Annotated in this window: 26 protein-coding genes and 2 tRNA genes; 18 read left to right on the top strand and 10 right to left on the bottom strand. The window is 67.6% G+C overall.

The annotated features are described in order from the left end of the window. Nucleotides 1–9: 9 nt before the first annotated feature. The 4 genes from FRZ32_RS13090 to FRZ32_RS13075 are packed head-to-tail and all read right to left on the bottom strand — an operon-like array spanning nt 10 to nt 2295. On the bottom strand, nt 10–432 hold the full coding sequence (locus FRZ32_RS13090; protein WP_147043928.1) for a DUF1178 family protein: 423 nt from the start codon (nt 430–432) through the stop codon (nt 10–12). Continuing rightward, complete coding sequence (locus tag FRZ32_RS13085; protein WP_147043927.1) at nt 429–1259, bottom strand: carbon-nitrogen hydrolase family protein; 831 nt, start codon at nt 1257–1259, stop codon at nt 429–431. Before FRZ32_RS13085 ends, FRZ32_RS13090 begins: the two co-directional genes overlap by 4 nt. Further along, nucleotides 1256–1516: a glutaredoxin 3 gene (gene grxC, locus FRZ32_RS13080; RefSeq protein ID WP_147043926.1), complete on the bottom strand. Its 261-nt coding sequence runs from the start codon at nt 1514–1516 to the stop codon at nt 1256–1258. The genes FRZ32_RS13085 and grxC overlap by 4 nt, the downstream gene beginning before the upstream one ends. A 32-nt stretch (nt 1517–1548) precedes the next feature. Continuing rightward, a complete protein-coding gene (locus FRZ32_RS13075) occupies nt 1549–2295 on the bottom strand; it encodes a ComF family protein (protein WP_147043925.1) in 747 nt (248 codons plus the stop codon). Between the two features lie 91 nt (nt 2296–2386). Here FRZ32_RS13075 and FRZ32_RS13070 point away from each other — a divergent pair. Continuing rightward, nucleotides 2387–2460: transfer RNA gene (locus FRZ32_RS13070), tRNA-Cys, on the top strand. A gap of 64 nt (nt 2461–2524) precedes the next feature. On the opposite strand, the gene FRZ32_RS13065 is transcribed toward FRZ32_RS13070, so the two are convergent. Beyond that, on the bottom strand, nt 2525–2938 hold the full coding sequence (locus tag FRZ32_RS13065; RefSeq protein WP_158635928.1) for a BlaI/MecI/CopY family transcriptional regulator: 414 nt from the start codon (nt 2936–2938) through the stop codon (nt 2525–2527). A 171-nt stretch (nt 2939–3109) separates the two neighbouring features. Next, on the bottom strand, nt 3110–3652 hold the full coding sequence (locus FRZ32_RS13060; protein ID WP_158635927.1) for a PadR family transcriptional regulator: 543 nt from the start codon (nt 3650–3652) through the stop codon (nt 3110–3112). 397 nt (nt 3653–4049) lie between these two features. On the opposite strand from FRZ32_RS13060, the gene FRZ32_RS13055 reads away from it, so the two are divergent. Both FRZ32_RS13055 and FRZ32_RS13050 read left to right on the top strand, forming a co-directional pair. After that, nucleotides 4050–5069, top strand: a complete 1020-nt coding sequence (locus FRZ32_RS13055; RefSeq protein WP_158635926.1) for a sensor histidine kinase — start codon at nt 4050–4052, stop codon at nt 5067–5069. Next, nucleotides 5066–5860: a LytR/AlgR family response regulator transcription factor gene (locus tag FRZ32_RS13050; protein WP_147043921.1), complete on the top strand. Its 795-nt coding sequence runs from the start codon at nt 5066–5068 to the stop codon at nt 5858–5860. Before FRZ32_RS13055 ends, FRZ32_RS13050 begins: the two co-directional genes overlap by 4 nt. Here the strand turns inward: FRZ32_RS13050 and FRZ32_RS13045 are convergent. Beyond that, nucleotides 5857–6438, bottom strand: a complete 582-nt coding sequence (locus FRZ32_RS13045) for a TetR/AcrR family transcriptional regulator (protein WP_158635925.1) — start codon at nt 6436–6438, stop codon at nt 5857–5859. The two genes, FRZ32_RS13050 and FRZ32_RS13045, sit on opposite strands and share 4 nt — an antisense overlap. Before the next feature lie 176 nt (nt 6439–6614). Here FRZ32_RS13045 and FRZ32_RS13040 point away from each other — a divergent pair, with 176 nt between their 5' ends. Genes FRZ32_RS13040 through hmgA form a run of 4 tightly spaced genes read left to right on the top strand, consistent with a single transcriptional unit; the run spans nt 6615 to nt 13743 of the window. After that, complete coding sequence (locus tag FRZ32_RS13040; protein WP_147043919.1) at nt 6615–7793, top strand: efflux RND transporter periplasmic adaptor subunit; 1179 nt, start codon at nt 6615–6617, stop codon at nt 7791–7793. Between the two features lie 10 nt (nt 7794–7803). Further along, on the top strand, nt 7804–11034 hold the full coding sequence (locus tag FRZ32_RS13035; RefSeq protein ID WP_147043918.1) for an efflux RND transporter permease subunit: 3231 nt from the start codon (nt 7804–7806) through the stop codon (nt 11032–11034). Continuing rightward, nucleotides 11034–12443, top strand: a complete 1410-nt coding sequence (locus FRZ32_RS13030; RefSeq protein ID WP_341536585.1) for an efflux transporter outer membrane subunit — start codon at nt 11034–11036, stop codon at nt 12441–12443. Before FRZ32_RS13035 ends, FRZ32_RS13030 begins: the two co-directional genes overlap by 1 nt. A gap of 19 nt (nt 12444–12462) precedes the next feature. Further along, nucleotides 12463–13743: a homogentisate 1,2-dioxygenase gene (gene hmgA / locus FRZ32_RS13025; RefSeq protein WP_147043916.1), complete on the top strand. Its 1281-nt coding sequence runs from the start codon at nt 12463–12465 to the stop codon at nt 13741–13743. A gap of 39 nt (nt 13744–13782) precedes the next feature. On the opposite strand, the gene pspF is transcribed toward hmgA, so the two are convergent. Then, the gene (gene pspF / locus FRZ32_RS13020) at nt 13783–14820 is read right to left on the bottom strand and encodes a phage shock protein operon transcriptional activator (RefSeq protein WP_147044481.1); all 1038 of its coding nucleotides are present in this window, start codon (nt 14818–14820) and stop codon (nt 13783–13785) included. A 182-nt stretch (nt 14821–15002) separates the two neighbouring features. Here pspF and FRZ32_RS15340 point away from each other — a divergent pair, with 182 nt between their 5' ends. The 11 genes from FRZ32_RS15340 (at nt 15003) to FRZ32_RS12970 (ending at nt 18951) form a co-directional block, all read left to right on the top strand. After that, entirely contained in the window at nt 15003–15170 is a 168-nt protein-coding gene (locus FRZ32_RS15340; protein ID WP_158635924.1) for a hypothetical protein, read from the top strand. A gap of 115 nt (nt 15171–15285) precedes the next feature. Beyond that, nucleotides 15286–15990 carry a phage shock protein PspA gene (gene pspA, locus FRZ32_RS13015; RefSeq protein WP_147043915.1) on the top strand — a complete coding sequence of 235 codons (705 nt, stop codon included), beginning with the start codon at nt 15286–15288 and terminating at the stop codon, nt 15988–15990. Beyond that, nucleotides 15990–16304 carry an envelope stress response membrane protein PspB gene (gene pspB / locus FRZ32_RS13010; RefSeq protein ID WP_147043914.1) on the top strand — a complete coding sequence of 105 codons (315 nt, stop codon included), beginning with the start codon at nt 15990–15992 and terminating at the stop codon, nt 16302–16304. The genes pspA and pspB overlap by 1 nt, the downstream gene beginning before the upstream one ends. After that, nucleotides 16304–16684, top strand: coding sequence for an envelope stress response membrane protein PspC (gene pspC, locus FRZ32_RS13005; RefSeq protein ID WP_147043913.1), 381 nt, complete (start codon nt 16304–16306; stop codon nt 16682–16684). The genes pspB and pspC overlap by 1 nt, the downstream gene beginning before the upstream one ends. A 19-nt stretch (nt 16685–16703) precedes the next feature. After that, nucleotides 16704–17024, top strand: a complete 321-nt coding sequence (locus FRZ32_RS13000) for a hypothetical protein (protein WP_243445297.1) — start codon at nt 16704–16706, stop codon at nt 17022–17024. 11 nt (nt 17025–17035) lie between these two features. Beyond that, nucleotides 17036–17305, top strand: a complete 270-nt coding sequence (locus FRZ32_RS12995) for a hypothetical protein (protein WP_147043912.1) — start codon at nt 17036–17038, stop codon at nt 17303–17305. Nucleotides 17306–17320: 15 nt separating this feature from the next. Next, on the top strand, nt 17321–17578 hold the full coding sequence (locus FRZ32_RS12990; protein ID WP_147043911.1) for a hypothetical protein: 258 nt from the start codon (nt 17321–17323) through the stop codon (nt 17576–17578). Between the two features lie 25 nt (nt 17579–17603). Next, on the top strand, nt 17604–17837 hold the full coding sequence (locus FRZ32_RS12985) for a hypothetical protein (RefSeq protein WP_147043910.1): 234 nt from the start codon (nt 17604–17606) through the stop codon (nt 17835–17837). An 11-nt stretch (nt 17838–17848) separates the two neighbouring features. Continuing rightward, a complete protein-coding gene (locus tag FRZ32_RS12980; protein WP_147043909.1) occupies nt 17849–18064 on the top strand; it encodes a hypothetical protein in 216 nt (71 codons plus the stop codon). Between the two features lie 42 nt (nt 18065–18106). Beyond that, nucleotides 18107–18517, top strand: a complete 411-nt coding sequence (locus FRZ32_RS12975; RefSeq protein WP_147043908.1) for a SufE family protein — start codon at nt 18107–18109, stop codon at nt 18515–18517. 38 nt (nt 18518–18555) lie between these two features. Beyond that, nucleotides 18556–18951 carry a PaaI family thioesterase gene (locus FRZ32_RS12970; protein ID WP_147044479.1) on the top strand — a complete coding sequence of 132 codons (396 nt, stop codon included), beginning with the start codon at nt 18556–18558 and terminating at the stop codon, nt 18949–18951. Nucleotides 18952–18971: 20 nt separating this feature from the next. Here FRZ32_RS12970 and FRZ32_RS12965 read toward each other — a convergent pair. After that, a tRNA-Ile gene (locus FRZ32_RS12965) sits at nt 18972–19046 on the bottom strand. Between the two features lie 56 nt (nt 19047–19102). Then, complete coding sequence (locus FRZ32_RS12960) at nt 19103–20713, bottom strand: sensor histidine kinase (protein WP_158635923.1); 1611 nt, start codon at nt 20711–20713, stop codon at nt 19103–19105. Nucleotides 20714–20796: the final 83 nt, after the last annotated feature.

Here is a 20796-nt window from a genome sequence, read left to right as displayed (position 1 = left end):
GGCGCGCCCTCAATTCCTGTCGGCGGGATCGGGCACCGGGAAGGGCAAGGGCGAGATCGGGACCCCTTCCTCGGCAAGCCGCGCCGCCTCCTCCCTGGTCGCGCGGCCGTGAATCGCGCGCGCCTCGCTCTCGCCGAGATGGATCGCCCGCGCCTCATCTGGAAAGCGATCGCCGACATGCTCGCTCTTCTCGAGCATCCGGCCCTGCAGCTGCGCGAGCTCGGCCATCATCTTCTTCACCGTCGCCGGATCGGGCGCGGCATTGCCCTTGGCCGGCACCGCTGGCGCCATCGGCGCCTTGGTCACCTCGCCGGATCCGCAGACCGGGCAGGATACGAGGCCCCTTCCCTGCTGGTCTTCATAGTCGGCGCTCGATCCGAACCAGCCTTCGAACACATGGCCCCCGGCGCATTTCAGGTCGAAGACGATCATCGGATATGCTCCGGCGCCGGGATCGGCCGACGGTGCCAGATGGCGGGCAAGCGCCGGCGCACCTCTTCGATCGCGGCTGGATCGAGTTCGGCGAAGCCGAGGCCGACATCCTCGCCGCCCATGTCGAGCAGCACCTTGCCCCAGGGATCGACGACCAGGCTGTGGCCATAGGTCGTGCGTCCGTCCTCGTGCCGCCCGACCTGCGCCGCGGCGACGACATAGGCCCCTGCCTCGATCGCCCGCGCGCGCATCAGCACATGCCAGTGCGCCTCGCCGGTCGGCACGGTGAAGGCGGCCGGGATCGACAGGATGGTCGCGCCCTCGTTGCTGAGCGCGTGGTAGAGCGCTGGAAAGCGCAGATCGTAGCAGATCGAAAGGCCGAGCGTGCCAGCCGGCGTATCGACGACGACCGCCCGTCCGCCGCGTTCATAGGCCGCGGATTCGCGCCAGCTCTCGCCCGACGGGAGATCGACGTCGAACAGGTGGATCTTGTCGTAACGCGCGCGGATCGCGCCGGTGTCGTCGATCAGGAAGCCGCGGTTGACGAGCTTCTCGCCCGATCCGGACAGCAAGGCGAGCGAGCCCAGATGGACCCACAGCCCCGCCTTCGCGGCGGCCTCGCGCACCGCGCCGAGGACGGGATCCTCATGCTCGAAATGGAGGCTCCGGATCGCGCGTGTGCGGTCGCGGTCGAGCAATCCGCTCATTTCCGGGGTGAACAGCAGGCCCGCACCATTCGCCGCTGCTTCCTCGATGCGCGCGACCAGCGCGGCCGCATTGGCGGCCGGATCGATCCCGCTGCGCATCTGGAAGAGCGCGATCCTCATGCGGTCTTGAGCAGCGGATCCAGCCGGCCTTCGCGATCGAGCGCATGCAGATCGTCCGAGCCGCCGACATGGCGCCCGTCGATGAAAATCTGCGGCACCGTCGATCGGCCCTCCGACCGGCGCAGCATCTCGGTGCGCCTGGGTCCGCCGAGGGTGATGTCATATTCCTCGAACTCGACGTCCTTGTCGCGCAGCAGCTTCTTCGCGCGCACGCAATAGCTGCAGAATGCCTTGGTGTAGATTTCGACCTTTGCCATGCCGCCAGAGGTGTGACGCCGCCCGCGCCTTGTCAATGATCCGCGTCGCGTACCACCCGGGCCCAGCACAGCAGGCCGACCTCGGTGGCGCCGGCACGCTTGAGCGCGCGGGCGACCGCATTGGCGGTGGCGCCGCTCGTATAGACATCGTCGACGAGGAGGATGGAGCGCGCGCGCACGATCGGCCTCAGCTCGGGGGGCACACGGAAGGCCCCGCGAAGCGTATCGCGCCGCTGCTTGGGGCCCATCGCCTTCAATGGCGGCGTCGCCTTCACTCGCCGGACCAGATCGAGCCGCGGCTCGATCTGCGCGCGCCTGGCGAGCGCGGTCGCGATGAGCGCCGCCTGATTGTAGCCGCGCTTCCAGATCCGCCAGCGGTGGAGCGGGACCGGGACGACCAGCGCGCCCTGTGGCACGCGATCGAGATGTCGCGCCATGAATCGCGCCATCGTCTCGGCGACGCCCGGCCGCCCGCCATATTTGAGCTTGAGCGCGACCTGCCGCGCAATATCCCCGTAGGCGACCGCGGCGCGCGCCCAATCGAAGCGTGGCGGCGTCGCGAGGCAGGCGCCGCACAGCCGTCCCGGCCCCCCATGATCGAATGGCGCCGCGCAGCGGTCGCAGCATGGCTCGCCGAGAAACCGGAGCGACGACCAGCAGGAGAGGCAGAAGCGATGGGGCGCCTCGACGATCGCGCCGCAGCCGGCGCAGCGCGGCGGCAGGGCGAAATCGAGCACCCGCCGCGCGGCCGGGCCGAAAAGGAGAGCGGGCGCCGCCATTGCCTCCAGCTTGCGCGGCCCGAAGCGACGGCGCAAGCGCGGTTGACAGCGCGCGCAAAGCCAATCATGTCCCCGCCCTCAACCGCGCCGGGGCCCGATGGCGGAGTGGTTACGCAGAGGACTGCAAATCCTTGCACGCCGGTTCGATTCCGGCTCGGGCCTCCAGCTCGGAAGTCGTGCCGCTTTTCAAAGAGGCGCCTCGGCCCGTTCAGCCGGCCGCCAGTGCCTGTCAGCCGTGCCTGGGATCCGACAGTCGACGGCCGATTTCCCCGGCCGCCCCAGCCTGCCCGTGGTCGAGAAAGGCGAGCAAAGTCTTCGCCATGTCGCGTAGCGAGCCTTCGAAATAGTCCTGGGCGAGGCGCTCGAACGCCGCTTCGAGCATGCCGTTAGAAGGCGTCGCCGGGCTATAGACGAACTTTCGGCCAATCCTGCGCCGGCGAACCACGCCCTTGATGGCGAGGCGCCCGAGGATTGTGCGGACGGCGGAATTGCTGATCGGCGTTGCGGTCGCAGCGCGAATCTCCTCCGCCGAACATTCGATCCGGTGGTGGACGATCGCCGCGATCTCCCGCTCGCGCGGGGCGAGCCGTTCGACCAGCGGCGGCAGCCGACCTGCCTGAACCCCGACCCGAAGATATCGCATCGACGCATCGCTCGCGGGGTACGTTCCGTACCCTCCGTTCTCTGCAAGCATGGATTCGTCCCCACCCCAAATAAGTACTATTCGTACTATTATGGTGAAGGACGGTCAACGCGAAACACCCTGGCTCGGCGATCCTCGCGAAGGGCATGTGGCTGCAGGGCAGGACGCGGCCTAGCCGCCTCCATTCATGACGCTCAGCAGCATTCGGTCGAGCCAGTCCATGCGCGCGCGCGTGGACTGCACGGCGTTGTCGTGAAGGAAATCCTTATATGGAACATCAACTTCCTTGCGATAGGAGTCGAGCTCCGCGAGCTTGTCCAGAAGTCGCTGCTTGGCTTCCATGATCCAGGCTACCTGCTGATCTTTTGTGAGAAGGTCGAACGACTGCACCTTGGTCCGCAACGGATCATCAAGGAGGACGTGGCTGTCGCGAATCTGGCTGACCCAGGCGGTCACCGCCGCCTTCCCCTCTTCGGTGCAGAACAGCTCTTCCGTGCCGCGGCGATCGCCGGGGACCATCCGCTTCCGGAGCAACCCGCGCTCCTCAAGCCGGCGGATCAGCGGATAGATCTTGCCTTTGCTGGTGTTGAAGTTGCTGACCGGCGAGTCTTCGTAAACCTTGGTGACCTGATAGGCCGTCGTCGGCTCGATCCGCAGGACCAGCGAGAGGAAGGTTCCTTCGTGATCGGTCAGGCTGTGCTTTGATGAAGACAATGGAAGGCTCGCCGGCAAAGGGACAGACCGGCGGCGTCTAGCCGCACCTCCCTCCCCCGGCAAGACAGGCGCCGCCGGCTCAGGCCGGCGACGAAGCTCAGCTTCTCAATACAGCCCGGGCCTCACGCGCTTGACCACGGGCGCGGCGGGCGGCGTGGTCTGGTTCCTCGTCGACTTTTTCCCGTTCATCTTCGCCCCCTTTGACACCTTCGAAGGCGCCCAATAGGTTGTCCGCCGAGGGCGCAAAAAGGGCCAAGTCATGAACGACATAGTGGCCGCAACAAACGTCAGCCGCACGGCCGAACGACCCTTGCAGGACGCCGAACGACCGGTTGTTCCAGCCGTCCTGAATGTGGGCGGCACCGATCGCCGCCCCAGTTCCCGATTCTTCCGGAGCATGTCGGTCGCGGTGATCTTCATGCTCTGGGCGCTTCAGTTCACGACGCTGACCGTTTCGCATCTGATCCGCAATGACGTGCCGGCGTGGGTCATCATGCCCCGGATGTTCGTGAGCTGCATCGGCATCGGACTCTCATTCCTGATCCTGGCGGTGAACCGCTGGGCGGCGAAGATGTCGCTGGTGAGGCGTATCGTCATCGCGGCCGGTCTCGCCGTCCCCGCCGCGGGGATCCATTCGCTGACCAGCTACTTCGTCCTGTCGCACCTCTTCGGCCTGGCACCTCTTGAAGCCGAGGATTATGCGCTGTCGATCCTCGACTGGTTCTGGTTCTACGCGTCGCAATCGCTGATGCTGCTCGCGCTGATCTACGGCGCGGAGCTCGGCGAGAGCGAGGAGCGGGTGACGCGGCTGCGCGCGGAGGCCGACGCGATCCACATCAAGCTGCTGCGTTACCAGCTGAACCCGCATTTCCTGTTCAATACGCTGAACTCGATCGCCAGCCTGATCGGCAAGCGCAGGGCGCCCGAGGCAGAGGCGATGGTGCTGAGCCTGTCCGACTTCCTGCGCACCTCACTCAGCATGGATCCGGCACGGCAGATCACGCTCGGCGAGGAGATCGCGCTCCAGGCGCTCTATCTCGACATCGAACGGGCCCGTTTTCCGCACCGGCTCCAGGTATCGATTGACGTGCCTGATCGGCTCAAGGACGCTCTCGTTCCCAACCTCATCACCCAACCGCTCATCGAAAATGCGATCAAATATGGCGTCGCTCGAAGCCTTGTGCCGGTCCGGCTCGACGTCATCGCGCGCGACGAGCACGGACTGCTGTCGATCGAAGTGCGCGATGATGGCGAGAGCGCGCCAGGCCCGATCCCGCCGGGAACCAGTATCGGCCTCATCAACATCAGCGAGCGACTTCGCCTGCACTTTGGCGACGCGGGGCGGCTGGCCGCCGGCCGCCGGTCGACGGGTGGCTTTTCCGCACGGATCGAGATGCCGCTGACGAGGCGGGGATGACGCCGCTTCGGGTCTTCATGTGCGATGACGAACCGCTCGCGCTCGATCGGCTGCGCGGGATGCTCGAGGGCGCGCCCGGTGTCGAGCTGGTTGGCGAGGCGCTGAACGGGCGCGAGCTGCTTGATCGGGTTCTGCCGGCGCGCCCTGATCTCGTCTTTCTCGACATCGAAATGCCGCAGCTCGACGGCTTCGATCTGATCCATGCGCTCGCCCGGCTGGACTGGCCGGGGGAACCGCCGCTGATCGTCTTTGTCACGGCGCATCGGGAGCATGCCGCGGAGGCGTTCGATTCCGGGGCGCTCGATTTCATCAACAAGCCGGTGCGGATGGGCCGCCTCGAACTCACATTGAGCCGGGCGCGGACTGCGCTCGAACGCACCGAAGCGCAGCGGCGGATGACGGAGCTGCTGCTGCAGATCGAGGAACTCAAGAACCTTGGGACCCGGTCGGGCGATGACAGCCAGATTTGGGTCCGCACCGCAACCGGGACCGCGAAGATCGACATGCGCGCCGTCGAGTGGATCGAGGCGGAAGGCGAATATGTCCGACTCCACGTGGGCGCCGTCTCCCACCTCCGGCGCGGCTCCCTGAGCGACGCCGCGACCGAATTCGGCCCGCTTGGGTTCCTGCGCGTCCATCGTTCCGCGGCCGTCAATACCGCCCTGGTCGCGGCGCTCGAAAAGGGCAGCTGGGGCAATCTCCTTCTGCGGATGGAATCGGGAGCGGCCGTCGCCGTCGGGAAGAAGTATCGCGGGGCGGTCCAGGCGATGATCGCCGGCCCGGCCTCCTAACGATCGGCGAGCGCGGCTTCGAACAGGCGCAGCAGCCGCGCGCGCATCGTATCCGGGCAACCATCGCACATCGGCTCGACCGACATGACGGTGCGAAGGATGGTGGTGCCCATAAGCACGGCAAGGATCAGGCTGGCGCGCACCTCGGGATCCTCGCCACCGATGAGGGCCGACAGCGGCTCCAGCACATCGCCCTCGATTGCCTCCCGCACCAGCCGCGATGCGACCGGCGACGAGGCGGAGCGCAGGCTGATCAGCATCTTCTCGACATGCTCGACATCGGCGCTCGCGTCGGTCTGCGTGAGCATCGAGACAAGATAGGCGGGGAGATCCGCGACAGGCAGGCCGGCGTCGAATTTCTCCTTGCCGCCCCTCAGGACTTCGCGAAACAATTGCTCCTTGCTGCCGAAATAACGGCTGACGAGAGCGACATCGACGCCGACGTCGCGGGCGATGTCGCGCAGCCCCACATTCTCGTAGCTCTCGTCGAGGAAGCGCCGCCGGGCTGCCCGCAGCAGCTCGCCACGCGTGTCCGCGGCGGATTTGCGCTTGCGCTCGACGATTTCACCCAAGGTCACGGAAGGTGGTCCTATCAGTTGCGGTTGCAGAATCAACACTTGTTGACCTCATTAGGTCAACGGGTGTTGACACCGGATGAACAGACGCTAGATGGCCGTGCTCCATCGCGGCCCCGTTGCCGCAGCCCCGGCCCCTGCGCCGGCCGTCAGGATGCCGATCGAAAGAAGCTGAGCTTATGCGGATCAACCGACTGGCCCTCCCGCTCCTTCTGGCCGCGACGCTGCTCGCCGCCTGCTCGAAGGCGCCGCCCGCGGCGCCGCCACCGCCGCCGGTGACCGTCGCGACGCCCTACCAGGGCGACGTTCGCGACTGGGACGATTATGTCGGACGCTTCGAGGCGATCAACGAGGTCGACGTGAAGCCGCGCGTCACCGGATATCTGCAGGGCGTGCATTTCCGCGACGGCGATTATGTCCGCCAGGGCCAGCTTCTCTTCACCATCGATGCGCGGCCGGCCCAGGCCCAGCTCGATCAGGCGCGCGCGCAGCTCGCCCGGGCCGAGGCGACGCTCGCCAATGCGCGCACCGAGCTCGCCCGTTCGCGCACGCTTGCCGCGTCGCAGGCGGCCAGCACCGAGGAGGTCGAGCAGCGCCTCGCCGCCGTCCGTTCGGGCGAAGCCGACGTCAACGCCGCGCGCGCGAATGTCCGCGCCCAGTCCCTCACCCTCGGCTTCACCCGGGTCATCGCCCCGATTTCCGGCCGCATCTCGCAGCGCCGCGTCGATCCCGGCAATGCGGTGACCGCCGACCAGACCGTGCTGACCACGATCGTGTCGACCGATCCGCTCCACTTCGCCTTCGACGGATCGGAAGCGCTGCTGCTGCGCTACCAGCGCGAACATGCGGCCGGCATCGGCAGCGAGGTCCGCATCCGGCTCCAGGACGAGGGCCAATATGTCCATCGCGGCCGGCTGGATTTCGTCGACAATGCGATCGATCCGGGCGCCGGCACGATCCGTGCGCGCGCGATCGTTCCCAATCCCGACGGCTTCCTGCGCCCCGGCATGTTCGGCCATCTCCAGCTCGCCGGGTCGCCGCCCTACCGTGCGCTGATGGTGCCCGATACCGCCATCGTCACGGACAGCGCTCGGCGGCTCGTCTATGTCGTCGACGCGCAGGGCAATGTCGCCGCCAAGCCGGTCGTGCTCGGCCCGCTCGTCGGCAGCCTGCGCGTGATCCGCTCCGGCATCGCCCCCAACGACCGCGTCGTCATCGATGGCATCCAGCGCGCCCAGCCGGGCCAGAAGGTGACGCCGCAGAACGGCCGCATCCAGCCGCCCGCGGCCAATGCCCCGGCCGAACCGACTCCGCCGGAAACGCCGGCATCGGTCGCCACTCCGGTCACGGCAGGCTGAGGAGTCGGCGATGAACATTTCGAGCTTCTTCATCGAGCGGCCGATCTTCGCCGCCGTGATCTCGGTGTTCATCACCCTGATCGGCGCCTTTTCCTATCCGCAGCTCTCGCTGTCGCAATATCCGGACATCGCGCCGCCGACGATCACCGTCCAGGCGACCTTCCCCGGGGCGTCGGCCGAGACGCTCGCGGAAACCGTCGCGACCCCGCTCGAGCAGGAGATCAACGGCGTCGAGGACATGCTCTACATGAGCTCCTCGTCGACCTCGTCCGGCACCGTCCAGATCACCGTCTCGTTCAAGCCGGGCACCGATCTGGATGCCGCCCAGGTGCTCGTCCAGAATCGCGTCGCACTCGCCGAGCCGCGTCTTCCCGATCAGGTCCGCCAGATCGGCGTCGTCGTCGCCAAGCAGTCGCAGGGCTTCCTGATGATCGTCGCGCTCACCGCGACCGATCCGGCGCTCGATATCGACTATATCGGCAATTACGCCAATTCGGGCCTTCGCGACCGGCTGCTCCGGCTCGAGGGCGTCGGCGGCGTCACCGTGTTCGGCGGCGGCAATTATTCGATGCGCGTGTGGATCGATCCCGATCGCGCGGCCGCCCGCAACCTCACCTCCGACGAGATCGTCAACGCGCTTCGGACGCAGAACGTGCAGGTCGCCGGCGGCGCCGTCGGCCAGCCGCCGTTCGACCGCGGCGGCCCGGCCTTCGAGCTTCCGGTCCAGGTCCAGGGCCGGCTCACCGATCCGGCCCAGTTCGCCGATGTCGTCATCAAGACCGATCCGGTGACCGGCGCGATCACCCGCGTCCGCGACATCGGCCGGGTCGAGCTCGGCAGCCAGGATTACGGCATTCGCGGCTATTTCGGCGGACGCCGCGGCGTCGCGCTCGCAATCGTCCAGCAACCCGGCTCGAACGCGCTCGACGCCGCCGAGCGGGTGCTCGCCGAGGTCCAGGCCGCCTCGCGCGATTTCCCGCCGGGCCTCCATTATTCGATCCCCTACAACCCGACCGAATATGTCCAGGCCTCGGTCGAGGCGGTGCAGCACACATTGATCGAGGCGATCATCCTCGTCGTGATCGTGGTCGTCGTCTTCCTGCAGACCTGGCGGGCGGCGATCATCCCGATCATCGCCATCCCGGTCAGCCTGGTCGGCACCTTCGCGGTGCAGCTGGCACTCGGCTTCTCGATCAACTCGCTGTCGCTCTTCGCGCTGGTGCTCGCCGTCGGCATCGTCGTCGATGACGCCATCGTCATCGTCGAGGCGGTGGAGCGCCATGTCCGCGACGGCCTGTCGCCGCGCGACGCCGCGCACCGCACGATGCGTGAGGTGACCGGCGCGCTGATCGCCATCGGCCTCGTCCTCGTGTCGGTGTTCGTGCCGACCGCCTTCGTCGCCGGCATCCCTGGAATCTTCTATCGCCAGTTCGCCGTGACGATCGCGTCCGCCGCGGTGATCTCGCTCATCGTCTCGCTCACGCTCTCCCCTGCCCTCGCCGCCTTGCTGCTGAAGCCGCACAAGGCCGGGGAGGAGCATCGCGAGGGCAGTCGCTTCATGCGCCCGCTGCGCGTCGCCGCGGATCGCTTCAATCGCGGCTTCGACTGGCTCTCGAACCGCTATGGCGCCTTCACCGGCCGGGTCATCCGCCGATCGACGATCATGCTCATCGTCTATGCCGGCCTGCTCGGGCTCACCGCCTGGCGCCTCGTCGCGACACCGACCGGCTTCATCCCCGATCAGGACCAGGGTTTCCTGATCGGCGTCGTCCAGCTCCCCCCCGGCTCATCGCTCGAACGCACCGACCGGACGATGCTGCACGCGCTCGATATCGCCACCCATAATCCGGCGGTGGTCGATTCCGGCTCCTTCGCCGGGCTCGACGGCACCAGCTTCAGCCAGGCCTCGAACAGCGCCGTGCTGTTCCTCAAGCTCAAGGATTTCTCCGAACGGCGCAGCGCCGATCTCACCGCGACCGCGCTTGCCGGGCAGATCACCGGCGCGATCGCCCAGGCCGAACAGGGTGCCCAGGTCTTCTTCCTGTCGCCGCCCCCGGTCCAGGGCCTCGGTAACGGCAGCGGCTTCACGATGGAGATCCAGGATCGATCGAACGCCGGCCTCCCGGCGCTTCAGGGCGCGACCTTCGCGATGATGGGCGCCGCCGCCCAGTCGCAGAAGGTCACCCAGGTCTTCTCGCTGTTCAACACCGGCAGCCCGCGGATCGAGGCGGACATCGACCGCGATCGCGCCCAGCTGCTCGGGGTCCAGCCGAGCCAGATCTACAGCGCGCTCGGCACCTATCTCGGCTCGACCTACATCAACGATTTCAATCTGTTCGGCCGTACCTTCCGGGTCGTGGCCCAGGCGCAGCCTTCGTCGCGCAACACGCTGTCGGATATCGGCCAGCTCCAAGTCCGCTCGGCGAGCGGGCAGATGGTGCCCTTGTCGTCCGTCGCGACGTTCCGCCAGGGCAGCGGCGCCGTGCGAGTCGCTCGCTACAACCTCTTCCCCGCCGCCGAGCTTCAGGGGCTGGCCGCGCCCGGCGTTTCGTCCGGCGATGCGATCCGCGAGATGGAGCGGCTCGCCGCGCAGCACCTGCCGCCCGGCTTCGGCTTCGAATGGACCGGCCTTGCCTATCAGCAGCAGGCCGCCGGCAACACGGCGGTACTGATCTTCAGCCTTGCCGTGGTCTTCGTCTTCCTCGTCCTCGCCGCGCAGTATGAATCGCTGACACTGCCGCTCGCGGTCATCCTGATCGTGCCGATGTGCATTCTGGCCGCGATGGTCGGCGTCAACATCCGGGGGCTCGACAACAATATCCTGACGCAGGTCGGGCTGGTCGTGCTGATCGCGCTCGCGGCGAAGAACGCCATCCTCATCGTCGAGTTCGCGCGCCAGGGCGAGGAGGAGCTCGGCATGAACAAATATGAGGCGGCGGTCTATGCCGCCGGCACCCGCCTTCGTCCGATCCTGATGACCAGCTTCGCCTTCATCTTCGGCGTGATTCCGCTCGCCATCGCGGTCGGCCCGGGGGCGGAGATGCGCCAGGCGATCGGCACCGCCGTCGCCTTCGGGATGCTCGGCGTGACCTTCTTCGGCCTCGTCTTCACGCCCGTCTTCTACATCGTGACGCGCAGCCTCGGCCGGTTCCTGCCGTCCAAGCCGGAGCGCGAGACCCACTATCCCACCTCCTATGACGGCCTGCCCGACGAGCCCGCGCCGGCCGGGGGAGAGGCATGATGCGACGGATTTTCCTCGCCGGCGTCGGCGCGCTCGCGCTGTCCGGCTGCGTCGTCGGTCCGAATTACGAATCGCCGGCGCCGCGTGCGCCCGCGCAGACGCCCTTCGCCGGCGCGACCTCGCCCGCCTTCACCGGGGACGAGCCGCAGGGTCAATGGTGGCAGCTTTTCCGCGATCCGACGCTCGACGCACTGATCCGCGAGGCCCTCACCGCCAATACCGATCTGCGCGTGGCCGAAGCGAACCTGCGCCGCGCCCGCGCGGTGCTGAGCGAGAGTCGCGCCGGGCGGCTCCCCTCGACGACGGTCTCGGGAAGCGCGACCTATGCGCGCCAGTCGGGCGAGGCGCTCGGCCTTCCGGGCACCAGCCCGACGGGCGATGCCTATGATGTCGGGCTCGACGTCTCCTACCAGCTCGACCTGTTCGGGCGGATTCACCGCACGATCGAGGCGAGCCGTGCCGATGCGGAGGCGGTCCAGGCCGCTTTCGATCTGACCCGGATCACCGTCGCCGCCGAAACCACCCGCGCTTATGCCGACGCGTGCAGCGCCGGACGCCAGCTCGCCGTCGCGCAGGAAAGCGTGCGGGTGCAGCAGGAAACCTATGATCTGACCAGGCGACTGCTCCAGGGCGGGCGGGCGACGATGCTCGAATCGAGCCAGGCCGGCGCGCAGCTCGATCAGACCCGCGCGACCATTCCGACCCTTGAGGCGCAGCGCCAGACCGCGCTCTACCGTCTCGCCGTGCTCACCGGCCGGCCCCCGACCGAATTTCCGCCCGCGGCCGCGGCCTGCGCCACGCCGCCGGCTCTGGCCCAGGCGATCCCGGTCGGCGATGGCGCGAGCCTGCTCGCGCGCCGGCCCGACATCCGCCAGGCCGATCGCCAGCTTCATGCCGCGACGGCACGGATCGGGGTCGCCACCGCCGATCTTTATCCGAGCATCAGTCTCGGCGGCTCCATTGGGTCCAGCGCGACCTCGCCGGGCAATCTCGGCCATAGCGACGCCTTCCGGTTCAGCGTCGGCCCGCTCATTTCGTGGAGCTTCCCGAACATCGCCGTCGCCCGCGCGCGCATCCGCGAGGCCCGCGCGGACGCCGATGCGGCGCTCGCCAGCTATGACGGCACCTGGCTCAACGCGCTCCAGGAGACGGAGAGCGCGCTGACCCGCTATGCGCGCGAGCTCGATCGGCTGAACACCCTGCGCCGCGCCCATGGCCAGGCCGCCGAGGCGCTGCGCATCGCCCGCCTGCGCTATCAGGCGGGGCGCGAGAATTTCCAGGTCGTCCTCGACGCGCAGGGCGCGCTTGCCGCGGTCGATTCACAGGTCGCCCAGTCGGAAGCCGCGCTGTCGGACAACCTCGTCACGCTTTTCCTCGCCCTTGGAGGCGGCTGGCAGGACGCGTCCTGACGGGCTAAGAAGCCCGGCCATGAGCTCCACCGACATGCCGGGCTTCGCCAATCATTTCGCGACCGAGGCCGTCGCCGGCGCGCTGCCGCAGGGCCGCAATTCGCCGCAGCGCCCCGCCTTCGGCCTTTATGCCGAGCAGCTTTCAGGCACGGCCTTCACTGCGCCACGGCACGAAAACCGGCGCAGCTGGCTCTACCGGCTGCGCCCCAGCGCCGCCCATCCGCCCTATCGCCGCTATGAGGGCGCGCCGCTCTTCGCGCCGGGCACCGACGATGCCCCCCTGCCCCCCAATCGGCTGCGCTGGGATCCGCTCGCAATGCCGGACGCGCCGACGGACTTCGTCGACGGCCTCGTCACGATGATGGCCAATCGCGATCCCGCGAGCCTGGAGGGCTGCGCCGTCCACATCTACCGCGCCAATGCCGACATGGCTGATCGCTACTTCTTCGACGCCGATGGTGAGCTGCTGCTGATCCCGGAAATGGGCCGGCTCGACATCCGCACCGAGATGGGCCGGATCGAGATCGGGCCGGGCGAGGTCGCCCTGATCCCGCGCGGCGTTCGCTTCCGGGTGCTCCTGCCGGACACGCGGGCCCGCGGATATGTCGCCGAAAATCACGGCGCGCTCTTCCGCCTCCCGGAACTCGGCCCGATCGGCTCGAACGGCCTCGCAAATCCACGCGATTTCCTCACGCCCTCGGCGGCCTATGAGGATCGCGACGCGCCCGTCCAGCTCATCCAGAAGAATCTCGGATCGCTCTGGATCACCGATCTCGATCACTCGCCGCTCGATGTCGTCGCCTGGCACGGCAATCTCGCGCCGTGCAAATATGATCTGAGGCTTTTCAACGTGATGGGGACGGTCAGCTACGATCATCCCGATCCATCGATCTTCACCGTCCTGACGTCGCCGAGCCACGCGCCGGGCCGCGCCAATGCCGATTTCGTGATCTTCCCGCCGCGCTGGATGGTCGCCGAGGACACGTTCCGCCCGCCCTGGTTCCACCGCAACGTGATGAGCGAGGCGATGGGGCTGATCCACGGCGCCTATGATGCGAAGGCGAACGGGTTCGCCCCGGGCGGGCTCAGCCTTCACAACCTCATGGCCGGCCACGGCCCCGACGTCGCGAGCTGGGAGAAAGCGACCAACGCCGAACTCGCGCCGCACAAGATCGACGGCACGATGGCGTTCATGGTCGAAACCTGTTGGCCCTACCGGCCGACCCGCTTCGCGCTCGATCATGCCCAACCCGACTATGATTCGGCGTGGGGCGGCTTTCCGAAGGCGAAACTGCCCTGAGATCTCCCGATGCGCGCAGCGGCGAGCGTCGGATCGGGCCTAATTGGCCTGCATCTGGTGGCGCCGCATCGCGTGGCGCAGCTGATCGTAGGTCACGCTCAGCGCCGCCGCCGCAGCGCGCTGGTTCCATCGGCATTTCTCAAGCGCTGCGGCAAGGATCGCCTTCTCATATTCAGCGACCGCGAGCCTGAGATCGGCACAGGCGGCGGGATCGTGTGCGCCCGACGTCGTTGGCGGAGCCACCGCCGGCGCAGCGGCCTTTTGCTCTTCCGCCGCCGCCGGCCTTGGCGTCGCTGCAGGCGCCCAGGGCGATTCGAAGGGGTCGAAGCTCACCTCGTCGATTGGCGCGGCCGGATTTTGCCAGCGATAGACGGCGCGCTCCACTGCGTTGCGAAGCTCGCGGACGTTGCCCGGCCAGGCATAGGCCAGCATCTTCTCCATCGCCCCGGTGCTGAAGCCGGGCCAGCTCTCCCAGTCGAGCTCCAGCGCCATCCGGCGCCCGAAATGATCGGCCAGGATGGGAATGTCGCTATGCCGGTGGCGCAGCGGCGGCAGCGTCACGACTTCGAACGAGAGCCGATCGAGAAGGTCGGCGCGGAACCGGCCCTCATCGACCAGTCGCGGCAGATGCTCGTTGGTCGCCGCGACGATGCGGACATCGACCTGCACCGGCCGGCTCGCGCCGATCCGCGTCACCTCGCCATATTCGATCGCGCGCAGCAGGCGATCCTGCGCCGGGCTCGACAGGGTCGCGAGCTCGTCGAGGAACAGGGTGCCGCCATTGGCCTCCTCGAACCGGCCCTGCCGTGCCTTGGAGGCCCCGGTGAAGGCGCCCGCCTCATGGCCGAACAGTTCGGCCTCGATCAGCGTTTCGGGCAGCGCGGCGCAGTTCATGACGATGAGCGGCCCGTCCCAGCGCGACGACAGGTGGTGGAGACGCTCGGCGATCAGCTCCTTGCCGGTGCCGCGCTCGCCGATCACGAGCACGGGCCGATCGAGCGGCGCCGCGCGGCTGGCGCGCTCCACCGCATCGAGGAAGCTGCTCGATTGCCCGACAAGATGGGTTGTCCGCTCAATGGCCATGAGTTGGCGCATTACGCCATCTCTTGGTGAAAATCCAGCCCGGTGTTTGAGTAAAATAAGGCGCATTTTTGGCGGTTTTGCGCCACTTTCGCTACCTGGCACGGCCCCTGCTTATGTGAGGTCGTTCCGTCACGGTGACGGGGCGCAACGCAAGACCAGATGCAGGGAGACCGAACATGTCGCATTTCGATTCTTTCGCCCGGGTCGCCGCCGCAACGGTCGGCGCGATCGTCCTCGCCACCACTTTTGTCGGCAGCGCCGTCGGCCCCGCCGTCGCCCACTCGACCGCACCGGCCCAGATGGCCTATGCCTCGGTCGAGCCTGGACTTCAGGCGCGTGGCTGACGCCCGGCGGGTCAAGGTTTCGGTCGGACGCTCGGAGCTCATCCGGATGGGCTCCGGCGAACCGACCGGCGCGGACCGACCCGCACGGGCTTACATTTCGAAGGAGTTCTTCCCCATGGGCATCTTTTCGCGGACGCGCGATATCATTGCCGCCAATGTGACCGACCTTCTCGACAAGGCCGAAGACCCCTCGAAGATGATCCGGATGATCATCCTCGAGATGGAGGAAACGCTTGTCGAGGTGCGCGCCTCGGCGGCGCGCACCATCGCCGACCAGAAGGAGATGCGCCGGCAGATCGCCAAGATGGACCGGCTCCAGGAAAGCTGGGTCGAGAAGGCGGAGCTCGCGCTTTCCAAGGGTCGCGAGGATCTCGCCAAGGCCGCGCTCTACGAAAAGCAGAAGGCCGGCGAAATGGCCGATCAGCTGAAGGTGGAGATCGAGGTGCTCGACGATGCCCTGAAAGCGTCGGAAGCCGACATCGCCAAGCTCCAGAACAAGCTGCGCGAGGCGCGTGCCCGCCAGAACGCGATCATGACCCGCATGGAAAGCGCGCATAACCGCGCGCGCCTCCGGGAAATGTATTCCGGCCCCAAGGTCGACGACGCCTTCTCGCGCTTCGATGTGCTCGAGCGGCATGCGGACCTTGCCGAGGGCCAGGCCGACGCGCTGAGCCTGGGTGGGCCGCCCAAGTCGCTCGACGACGAGATCGCCGAGCTCAGGAGCGCCGACAAGGTCGATGCCGAGCTCGAGGCGCTGAAGGCGAGCCTCGCCCGTCGCACCAACGGCGGCGAGGCCGCCAAGGATAAGGATGACCAGTGATGGAAGACGTGATGCTCCCGGTCCTCATCGTCGGCATCCTGTTCATCGGTTTGCCGTGGATCATCTTCCACTATGTCAGCAAGTGGAAGACGGCGGCGACGCTCACCACCGAGGACGAGAATCTGCTCGACGAGCTGCATGAACTCGCCCGCCGGCTCGACGAACGGATGGTGACGATCGAGCGCATCGTCCAGGCCGAAAACCCGAACTGGCGTTCGATCGGCCAGGATCCGGTCGAAACGCTTCTCGAAGACCGCACCGATCGCATCGCCGAGTTCGGAAGCCGCTCCAATCGTCCGTCCAGGAGGACCTGATGACCTCGCCCCGCACCCGCTTCTATCTCGACAAGCAGAACGGCAAATGGTCGGGAGTCTGCGCCGGGATCGCCGATTATACCGGGCTCGACGTCACGCTGGTTCGCATCGCCTGGGTGCTGTCGCTCTTCATCCTCGGGCCGATGACCTTCGCGGCCTACTGGATCATCGCGTGGATGGCGCCGAGGAAGCCCATCGAGCTTTATGCCCGCAATCCTGAGGAGCAGAAATTCTGGCAGGGCGTGCGCGCCAATCCGCGCCGCAGCGCCCGCGACGTTCGCGCCCGCTTCCGCGCGCTCGATCGCCGGCTCGCGGACATGGAGGCCTATGTGACGAGCTCGAACAGCCGCCTGGCGCGCGAGATCGAAGAGCTGCGCTGAACGGAGGGAGGAACCCGAAATGGACAAGATCGCCGAATTGTTGCCCCTCGCGCCGATCATCATCGTCGCGATCGCGGTGCCGGTCGCCGGCTGGGTGTTCACGACCTGGCTCCGGATCAAGCATGGCTATCCGCTCGACGGCGCCTGGGGGCAGGCCATCTATCCGAAGAAAAATGACGAGGCGATGGAGCGGATCAAGCTCTTGAGCCAGGAAAATGCCCAGCTGCGGGCCGAGCTCGGATCGATGAAGGACCGGCTCGTCAATGTCGAGCGGATCGTCACCGACGACAGCCACCGCCTGACGCAGGAAATCGAGGCCCTCCGCGGCACCGCCAATTAGGGAGGCTGAGCATGTTTCCGGGCTTTCTCTGGTTCTTCTTCATCGTCGTCGCGATCCCGGTGATCGTCGGCGTCGGCGGTGATATCGCCAAGCGCTGGATCAAGCTCAAGGAGCGCCAGCTCGAGCTGGTCGGCACCCAGGCGGCGGAAAAGGCGGCCCAATATGCCGCCCATGCCGAACGGCTGGAGCAGCGGGTGCGGGTGCTCGAGCGCATCGCAACCGACAGGGGCGCCGATCTCGCCGGCGAGATCGAATCGCTTCGCAACGAACCGCTCAACTAAGGGGGAATTTTTCAGATGGGGCATCCGGCTTCGTGGATCTGGGTCCTGATCCCGCTCGCGGCGATCATCTCGGGCATCTTCAGGCACTGGTTCCGGCTCAAGGAAAAGCAGATCGAGGCGCTGAAGCATCAGGCCGCCGACAGCGCCGCTGTCCATGCCGCGCAGACCGAGCGGCTTGAGCAGCGCGTGCGCGTGCTCGAGCGGATCGCCACCGATCGCGGCATCGATGTCGCCGAGGAGATCGAACGGCTGCGCGACCGGCCAACGGCGTGAACGCGGCAGGTAGAGGGAGAATGGGATGAATCCGTTCGAGATGGTGGTGGCGATCGTGGTCGTTGTGATGATCGCGAGCGTCATCAAGGCGCGCTACAAATTGCACGGTGGAGACGGCGATCCCGCGACCGCCCGGGAGAATGCGCGCCTGCGGCAGGAGGTCGACCAGCTCAAGGACCGGCTCGCCGTGCTCGAGCGGATCACGGTCGAGAAGGAAAACAGCCTCGCCCGCGAGATCGACGATCTCAGGAACCGCTAGGATCGCAGGCCATGTCCGATCCCGCCTCTGTCCTCATCATCGGCTCGACCAGCCTGGTCGGGATTGCCGCCGCTGCGACCGCGATGCTGCGCGGATGGCAGGCCTGGCTCGATCTCAAGCGCATCGAGATCGACCGGCGCGGCCCCGGCGCGCGGCGATCCGACCTTGCCCACCTGCGCGAGCGTGTTCGTCGGCTGGAGATCATCGCCAGCGGCGGGGAGCTCTGATCGACAGGTGACGGCCGGGCGTCGTTTCATTAGATCGGCGCCATGTCCTTCCACTCCCTCGACGATGTCCTCGCCGATTACGAGCTGCTCGACGCGGACGATCGCTACCGGCTGCTGATCGATCTCGGCCGCTCGCTCGAGCCGATGCCCGACGCGCTGAAGACCGATGCCACCCTGGTCCGCGGCTGCTCGGCCTCCGTGTGGCTCTATCCGGTCGCGAAGGACGACGGGCGGCTCCATTTCCTCGCCGATTCCAACGCCGCGATCACCAAGGGCATCGTCGCCCTCGTCCTGCTCGCGGTCCAGGACCGAAATCCCACGCAAATCCTCGCCACCGATATCGAGGCCGCGCTCGCCCCCTTCGATCTCAAGGCGCAGTTGAGCTCCAACCGGACCCAGGGCATCCCCAACATGATCGCGCTCGTGCGCGAAACCGCGGCGCGGCGGGCGTGACAGAGGCGCCAGCCCCCGTCTTCGATCCGAAGCTGTTCATGGATCGGGTCAGAACCTACGGCCATGGCGGCGCGCTCGGCATCTCCTATGTCGACCATGGGCCGGACTGGTGCATGCTCAGCCTCCCCTATGACGACCGTCTCGTTGCCGGCCGCGACGGGGTCCTTGCCTCCGGCCCGATTGTCAGCCTGATGGACATGGCGACCAGCCTGTCGCTGTGGGTGAAGCTCGGCCGGTTCCGGCCGCAGGCGACGCTTGATCTCAGGATCGATTATCTGCGGCCGGCGCGGCCCGGCGCGGCGATCGTCGGGCGCGGAGAATGCTATGGAATCACCCGCAGCGTCGGCTTCACCCGCGGCATCGCCCATGACGGCGATCCGGGCGATCCCGTCGCCCATGTCAGCGCCACCTTCATGTTCACCGACGCCGGTTGAACGGCCAAGGCGCGGGAAGCTGGTGGGCCCGGCAGGATTCGAACCTGCAACCTAGCCGTTATGAGCGGCCGGCTCTACCATTGAGCTACAGGCCCCTTCCCGAAGCCGCTCAGCGTCTAGCCGAGTCGGGGCGGCAAGACCAGCGCGGGCATCAGTGCGCCTGGGCGATGTCGCTTGCCCGCTCCGCCGGCAGATCCAGCCGGATACGCTCACTCCCGATCGACAGCCCGCCGCCGGCCGCTTCGGCGAGGTTGCGGACCAGGCGCAGCGCGAAGCCGAGGCCGAGTGCGGGGGCGTCCGGCCAGTCTCCCTGCGGCGTATAACCCGGATCGAGCAGCGCCCTTTCGCCGAGGCCGGCGATCGCCTGCGGCCGATCGATCGCGAGCGAAATCGTCTTGCCCCCGCCGGCGAGCGCCAAGGTCGCGCGCAACGTCTCCCCGGCCCCCACGAGCCCGACCGTGGCGGCGAAGAGCCGCCCGAACATCCGTTCCGCCGCCGCCGCGTCGACGGCGGCCGGCGAGAGCGTCGGCGCGACCTCGAGCGTCAGCTCGGCCTGTCGCTGCGCGGCGAGGCGGGCATAGGAGCCATGGAGATGCCCCACGAGCGCCGCCACGTCGACCGCGTCGGCCTCGAGCTCCAGCCGGTTGGTCTCGATCCGCGCGGCGGTGTCGAGATCGTCGATCGCCGACAGAAGATTGTGCGCCTCGCCGATGATCCGGCCGGCGCGCGCGCGATAGGGGGTCGCCGCCGGGCCCATATATTGCCCCTCGATGAGCTCGGCAAAGCCGGTGATCGCGTTGAGCGGGGTGCGCAGCTCATGGATCAGTTGACGGACCGCATCGGCCGGGAACGATTCGCCGAAGAGGCCCTCTTGCGCCCTCGCGGGCCGAGCGACCTGATCGATCCGTGGCCGCCGCGCCGTGCCGCGATAGCCGGTGAAGGCGCCGCTTGCCTGATCGAATGCCGGGACGCCGGAAATCCGCCAATCGCCCGCCGCGGGGCCCTCGCCCGGGATGACCAGCCGTGCATCGCGAAAGGGCGCGCGCTTCTCGAATGCGCCGGCCGCCTGGCCGTCGACGCCGTGCAAACCGGGGCCAGCGATCCGCGCGATGCTCTGTCCGAGAATCGCCTCGCGGGGCGCGCCGTCGAGCCACCTGATCACCCCCTCGGTTCCGGTTTCCCAGCGGAAGCTCTCGGCCATGCGCGCCGACCCACCGTCAAGATCGGAAACCGCGGCCAACATGCCCTCGCCCTTCTGGCGACGATAGGCTTCGATCCGCTCGACAAGTTCGCGGATCTGGGACTCGCCATCGGCGGCGACCCGGCCTTCAAGCACGAAATCGGTCGCCCCGAAGGCACCGAGGGCGCGACGGACGGCGGGATCGAGATCGCGGCGGTGGCGCAGCAAGCCACGCGCCGCCGGCCCGATCCGCGGCAGGATCGCGGTCCAATCTGCCGCCGAAAGCCACGCCGCGCCGATCAGGGGCGCCGCGATCGCCGGGTGATCCTCGGCAAAAAAGACGATCATTTCGGGATCGACCGCGAGGCCCGCGAGGGTCTGGGCGATCCGGCGGCGCACGGCCGGGTCGATCGAGGGGCGATCGGCACGGAGGACTTCGAAGGCGCGCGCGGCCGTCGCTTCCTCGCCATCCCCCCTGGGCTGGGCGAGCAGGTCGACGAGCTGACGCCAGCGCGCGGCACGCGCCGCCGGCGCCTCCGCCGGCTGCGCGAGCACCGTCGCAATCCTGTCGTCGAACCGCATGACGCCTCGTCTCCTCGGCATGAGCGGTAGACGTGGCCGTGGCGCGGCGGAAGGGCCGGATTCGGCGCGTCCCGAATTGCGAC

This window comes from Sphingosinicella ginsenosidimutans (assembly GCF_007995055.1).
Taxonomy (GTDB): Bacteria; Pseudomonadota; Alphaproteobacteria; order Sphingomonadales; family Sphingomonadaceae; genus Allosphingosinicella; species Allosphingosinicella ginsenosidimutans.
Note: the sequence above shows the minus strand (reverse complement) of the source record. Positions and strands in the feature narration are given on the sequence as shown.

What these genes read in the sequence shown, in the direction of transcription:
- grxC (WP_147043926.1), bottom strand. Translation starts at nt 1,516, where the DNA reads ATGGCAAAGGTCGAAATCTACACCAAGGCATTCTGCAGCTATTGCGTG.
- FRZ32_RS12980 (WP_147043909.1), top strand. Translation starts at nt 17,849, where the DNA reads ATGTCCGATCCCGCCTCTGTCCTCATCATCGGCTCGACCAGCCTGGTC.
- FRZ32_RS13035 (WP_147043918.1), top strand. Translation starts at nt 7,804, where the DNA reads ATGAACATTTCGAGCTTCTTCATCGAGCGGCCGATCTTCGCCGCCGTG.
- pspB (WP_147043914.1), top strand. Translation starts at nt 15,990, where the DNA reads ATGGAAGACGTGATGCTCCCGGTCCTCATCGTCGGCATCCTGTTCATC.
- pspA (WP_147043915.1), top strand. Translation starts at nt 15,286, where the DNA reads ATGGGCATCTTTTCGCGGACGCGCGATATCATTGCCGCCAATGTGACC.
- FRZ32_RS13065 (WP_158635928.1), bottom strand. Translation starts at nt 2,938, where the DNA reads ATGCGATATCTTCGGGTCGGGGTTCAGGCAGGTCGGCTGCCGCCGCTG.
- pspC (WP_147043913.1), top strand. Translation starts at nt 16,304, where the DNA reads ATGACCTCGCCCCGCACCCGCTTCTATCTCGACAAGCAGAACGGCAAA.
- FRZ32_RS13075 (WP_147043925.1), bottom strand. Translation starts at nt 2,295, where the DNA reads ATGGCGGCGCCCGCTCTCCTTTTCGGCCCGGCCGCGCGGCGGGTGCTC.
- FRZ32_RS13050 (WP_147043921.1), top strand. Translation starts at nt 5,066, where the DNA reads ATGACGCCGCTTCGGGTCTTCATGTGCGATGACGAACCGCTCGCGCTC.
- FRZ32_RS13090 (WP_147043928.1), bottom strand. Translation starts at nt 432, where the DNA reads ATGATCGTCTTCGACCTGAAATGCGCCGGGGGCCATGTGTTCGAAGGC.
- FRZ32_RS12960 (WP_158635923.1), bottom strand. Translation starts at nt 20,713, where the DNA reads ATGCGGTTCGACGACAGGATTGCGACGGTGCTCGCGCAGCCGGCGGAG.
- FRZ32_RS13030 (WP_341536585.1), top strand. Translation starts at nt 11,034, where the DNA reads ATGCGACGGATTTTCCTCGCCGGCGTCGGCGCGCTCGCGCTGTCCGGC.
- FRZ32_RS12990 (WP_147043911.1), top strand. Translation starts at nt 17,321, where the DNA reads ATGGGGCATCCGGCTTCGTGGATCTGGGTCCTGATCCCGCTCGCGGCG.
- FRZ32_RS13055 (WP_158635926.1), top strand. Translation starts at nt 4,050, where the DNA reads ATGTCGGTCGCGGTGATCTTCATGCTCTGGGCGCTTCAGTTCACGACG.
- FRZ32_RS12995 (WP_147043912.1), top strand. Translation starts at nt 17,036, where the DNA reads ATGTTTCCGGGCTTTCTCTGGTTCTTCTTCATCGTCGTCGCGATCCCG.
- FRZ32_RS12975 (WP_147043908.1), top strand. Translation starts at nt 18,107, where the DNA reads ATGTCCTTCCACTCCCTCGACGATGTCCTCGCCGATTACGAGCTGCTC.
- FRZ32_RS13040 (WP_147043919.1), top strand. Translation starts at nt 6,615, where the DNA reads ATGCGGATCAACCGACTGGCCCTCCCGCTCCTTCTGGCCGCGACGCTG.
- FRZ32_RS13000 (WP_243445297.1), top strand. Translation starts at nt 16,704, where the DNA reads ATGGACAAGATCGCCGAATTGTTGCCCCTCGCGCCGATCATCATCGTC.
- FRZ32_RS13085 (WP_147043927.1), bottom strand. Translation starts at nt 1,259, where the DNA reads ATGAGGATCGCGCTCTTCCAGATGCGCAGCGGGATCGATCCGGCCGCC.
- hmgA (WP_147043916.1), top strand. Translation starts at nt 12,463, where the DNA reads ATGAGCTCCACCGACATGCCGGGCTTCGCCAATCATTTCGCGACCGAG.
- FRZ32_RS15340 (WP_158635924.1), top strand. Translation starts at nt 15,003, where the DNA reads ATGTCGCATTTCGATTCTTTCGCCCGGGTCGCCGCCGCAACGGTCGGC.
- FRZ32_RS12985 (WP_147043910.1), top strand. Translation starts at nt 17,604, where the DNA reads ATGAATCCGTTCGAGATGGTGGTGGCGATCGTGGTCGTTGTGATGATC.
- FRZ32_RS12970 (WP_147044479.1), top strand. Translation starts at nt 18,556, where the DNA reads ATGGATCGGGTCAGAACCTACGGCCATGGCGGCGCGCTCGGCATCTCC.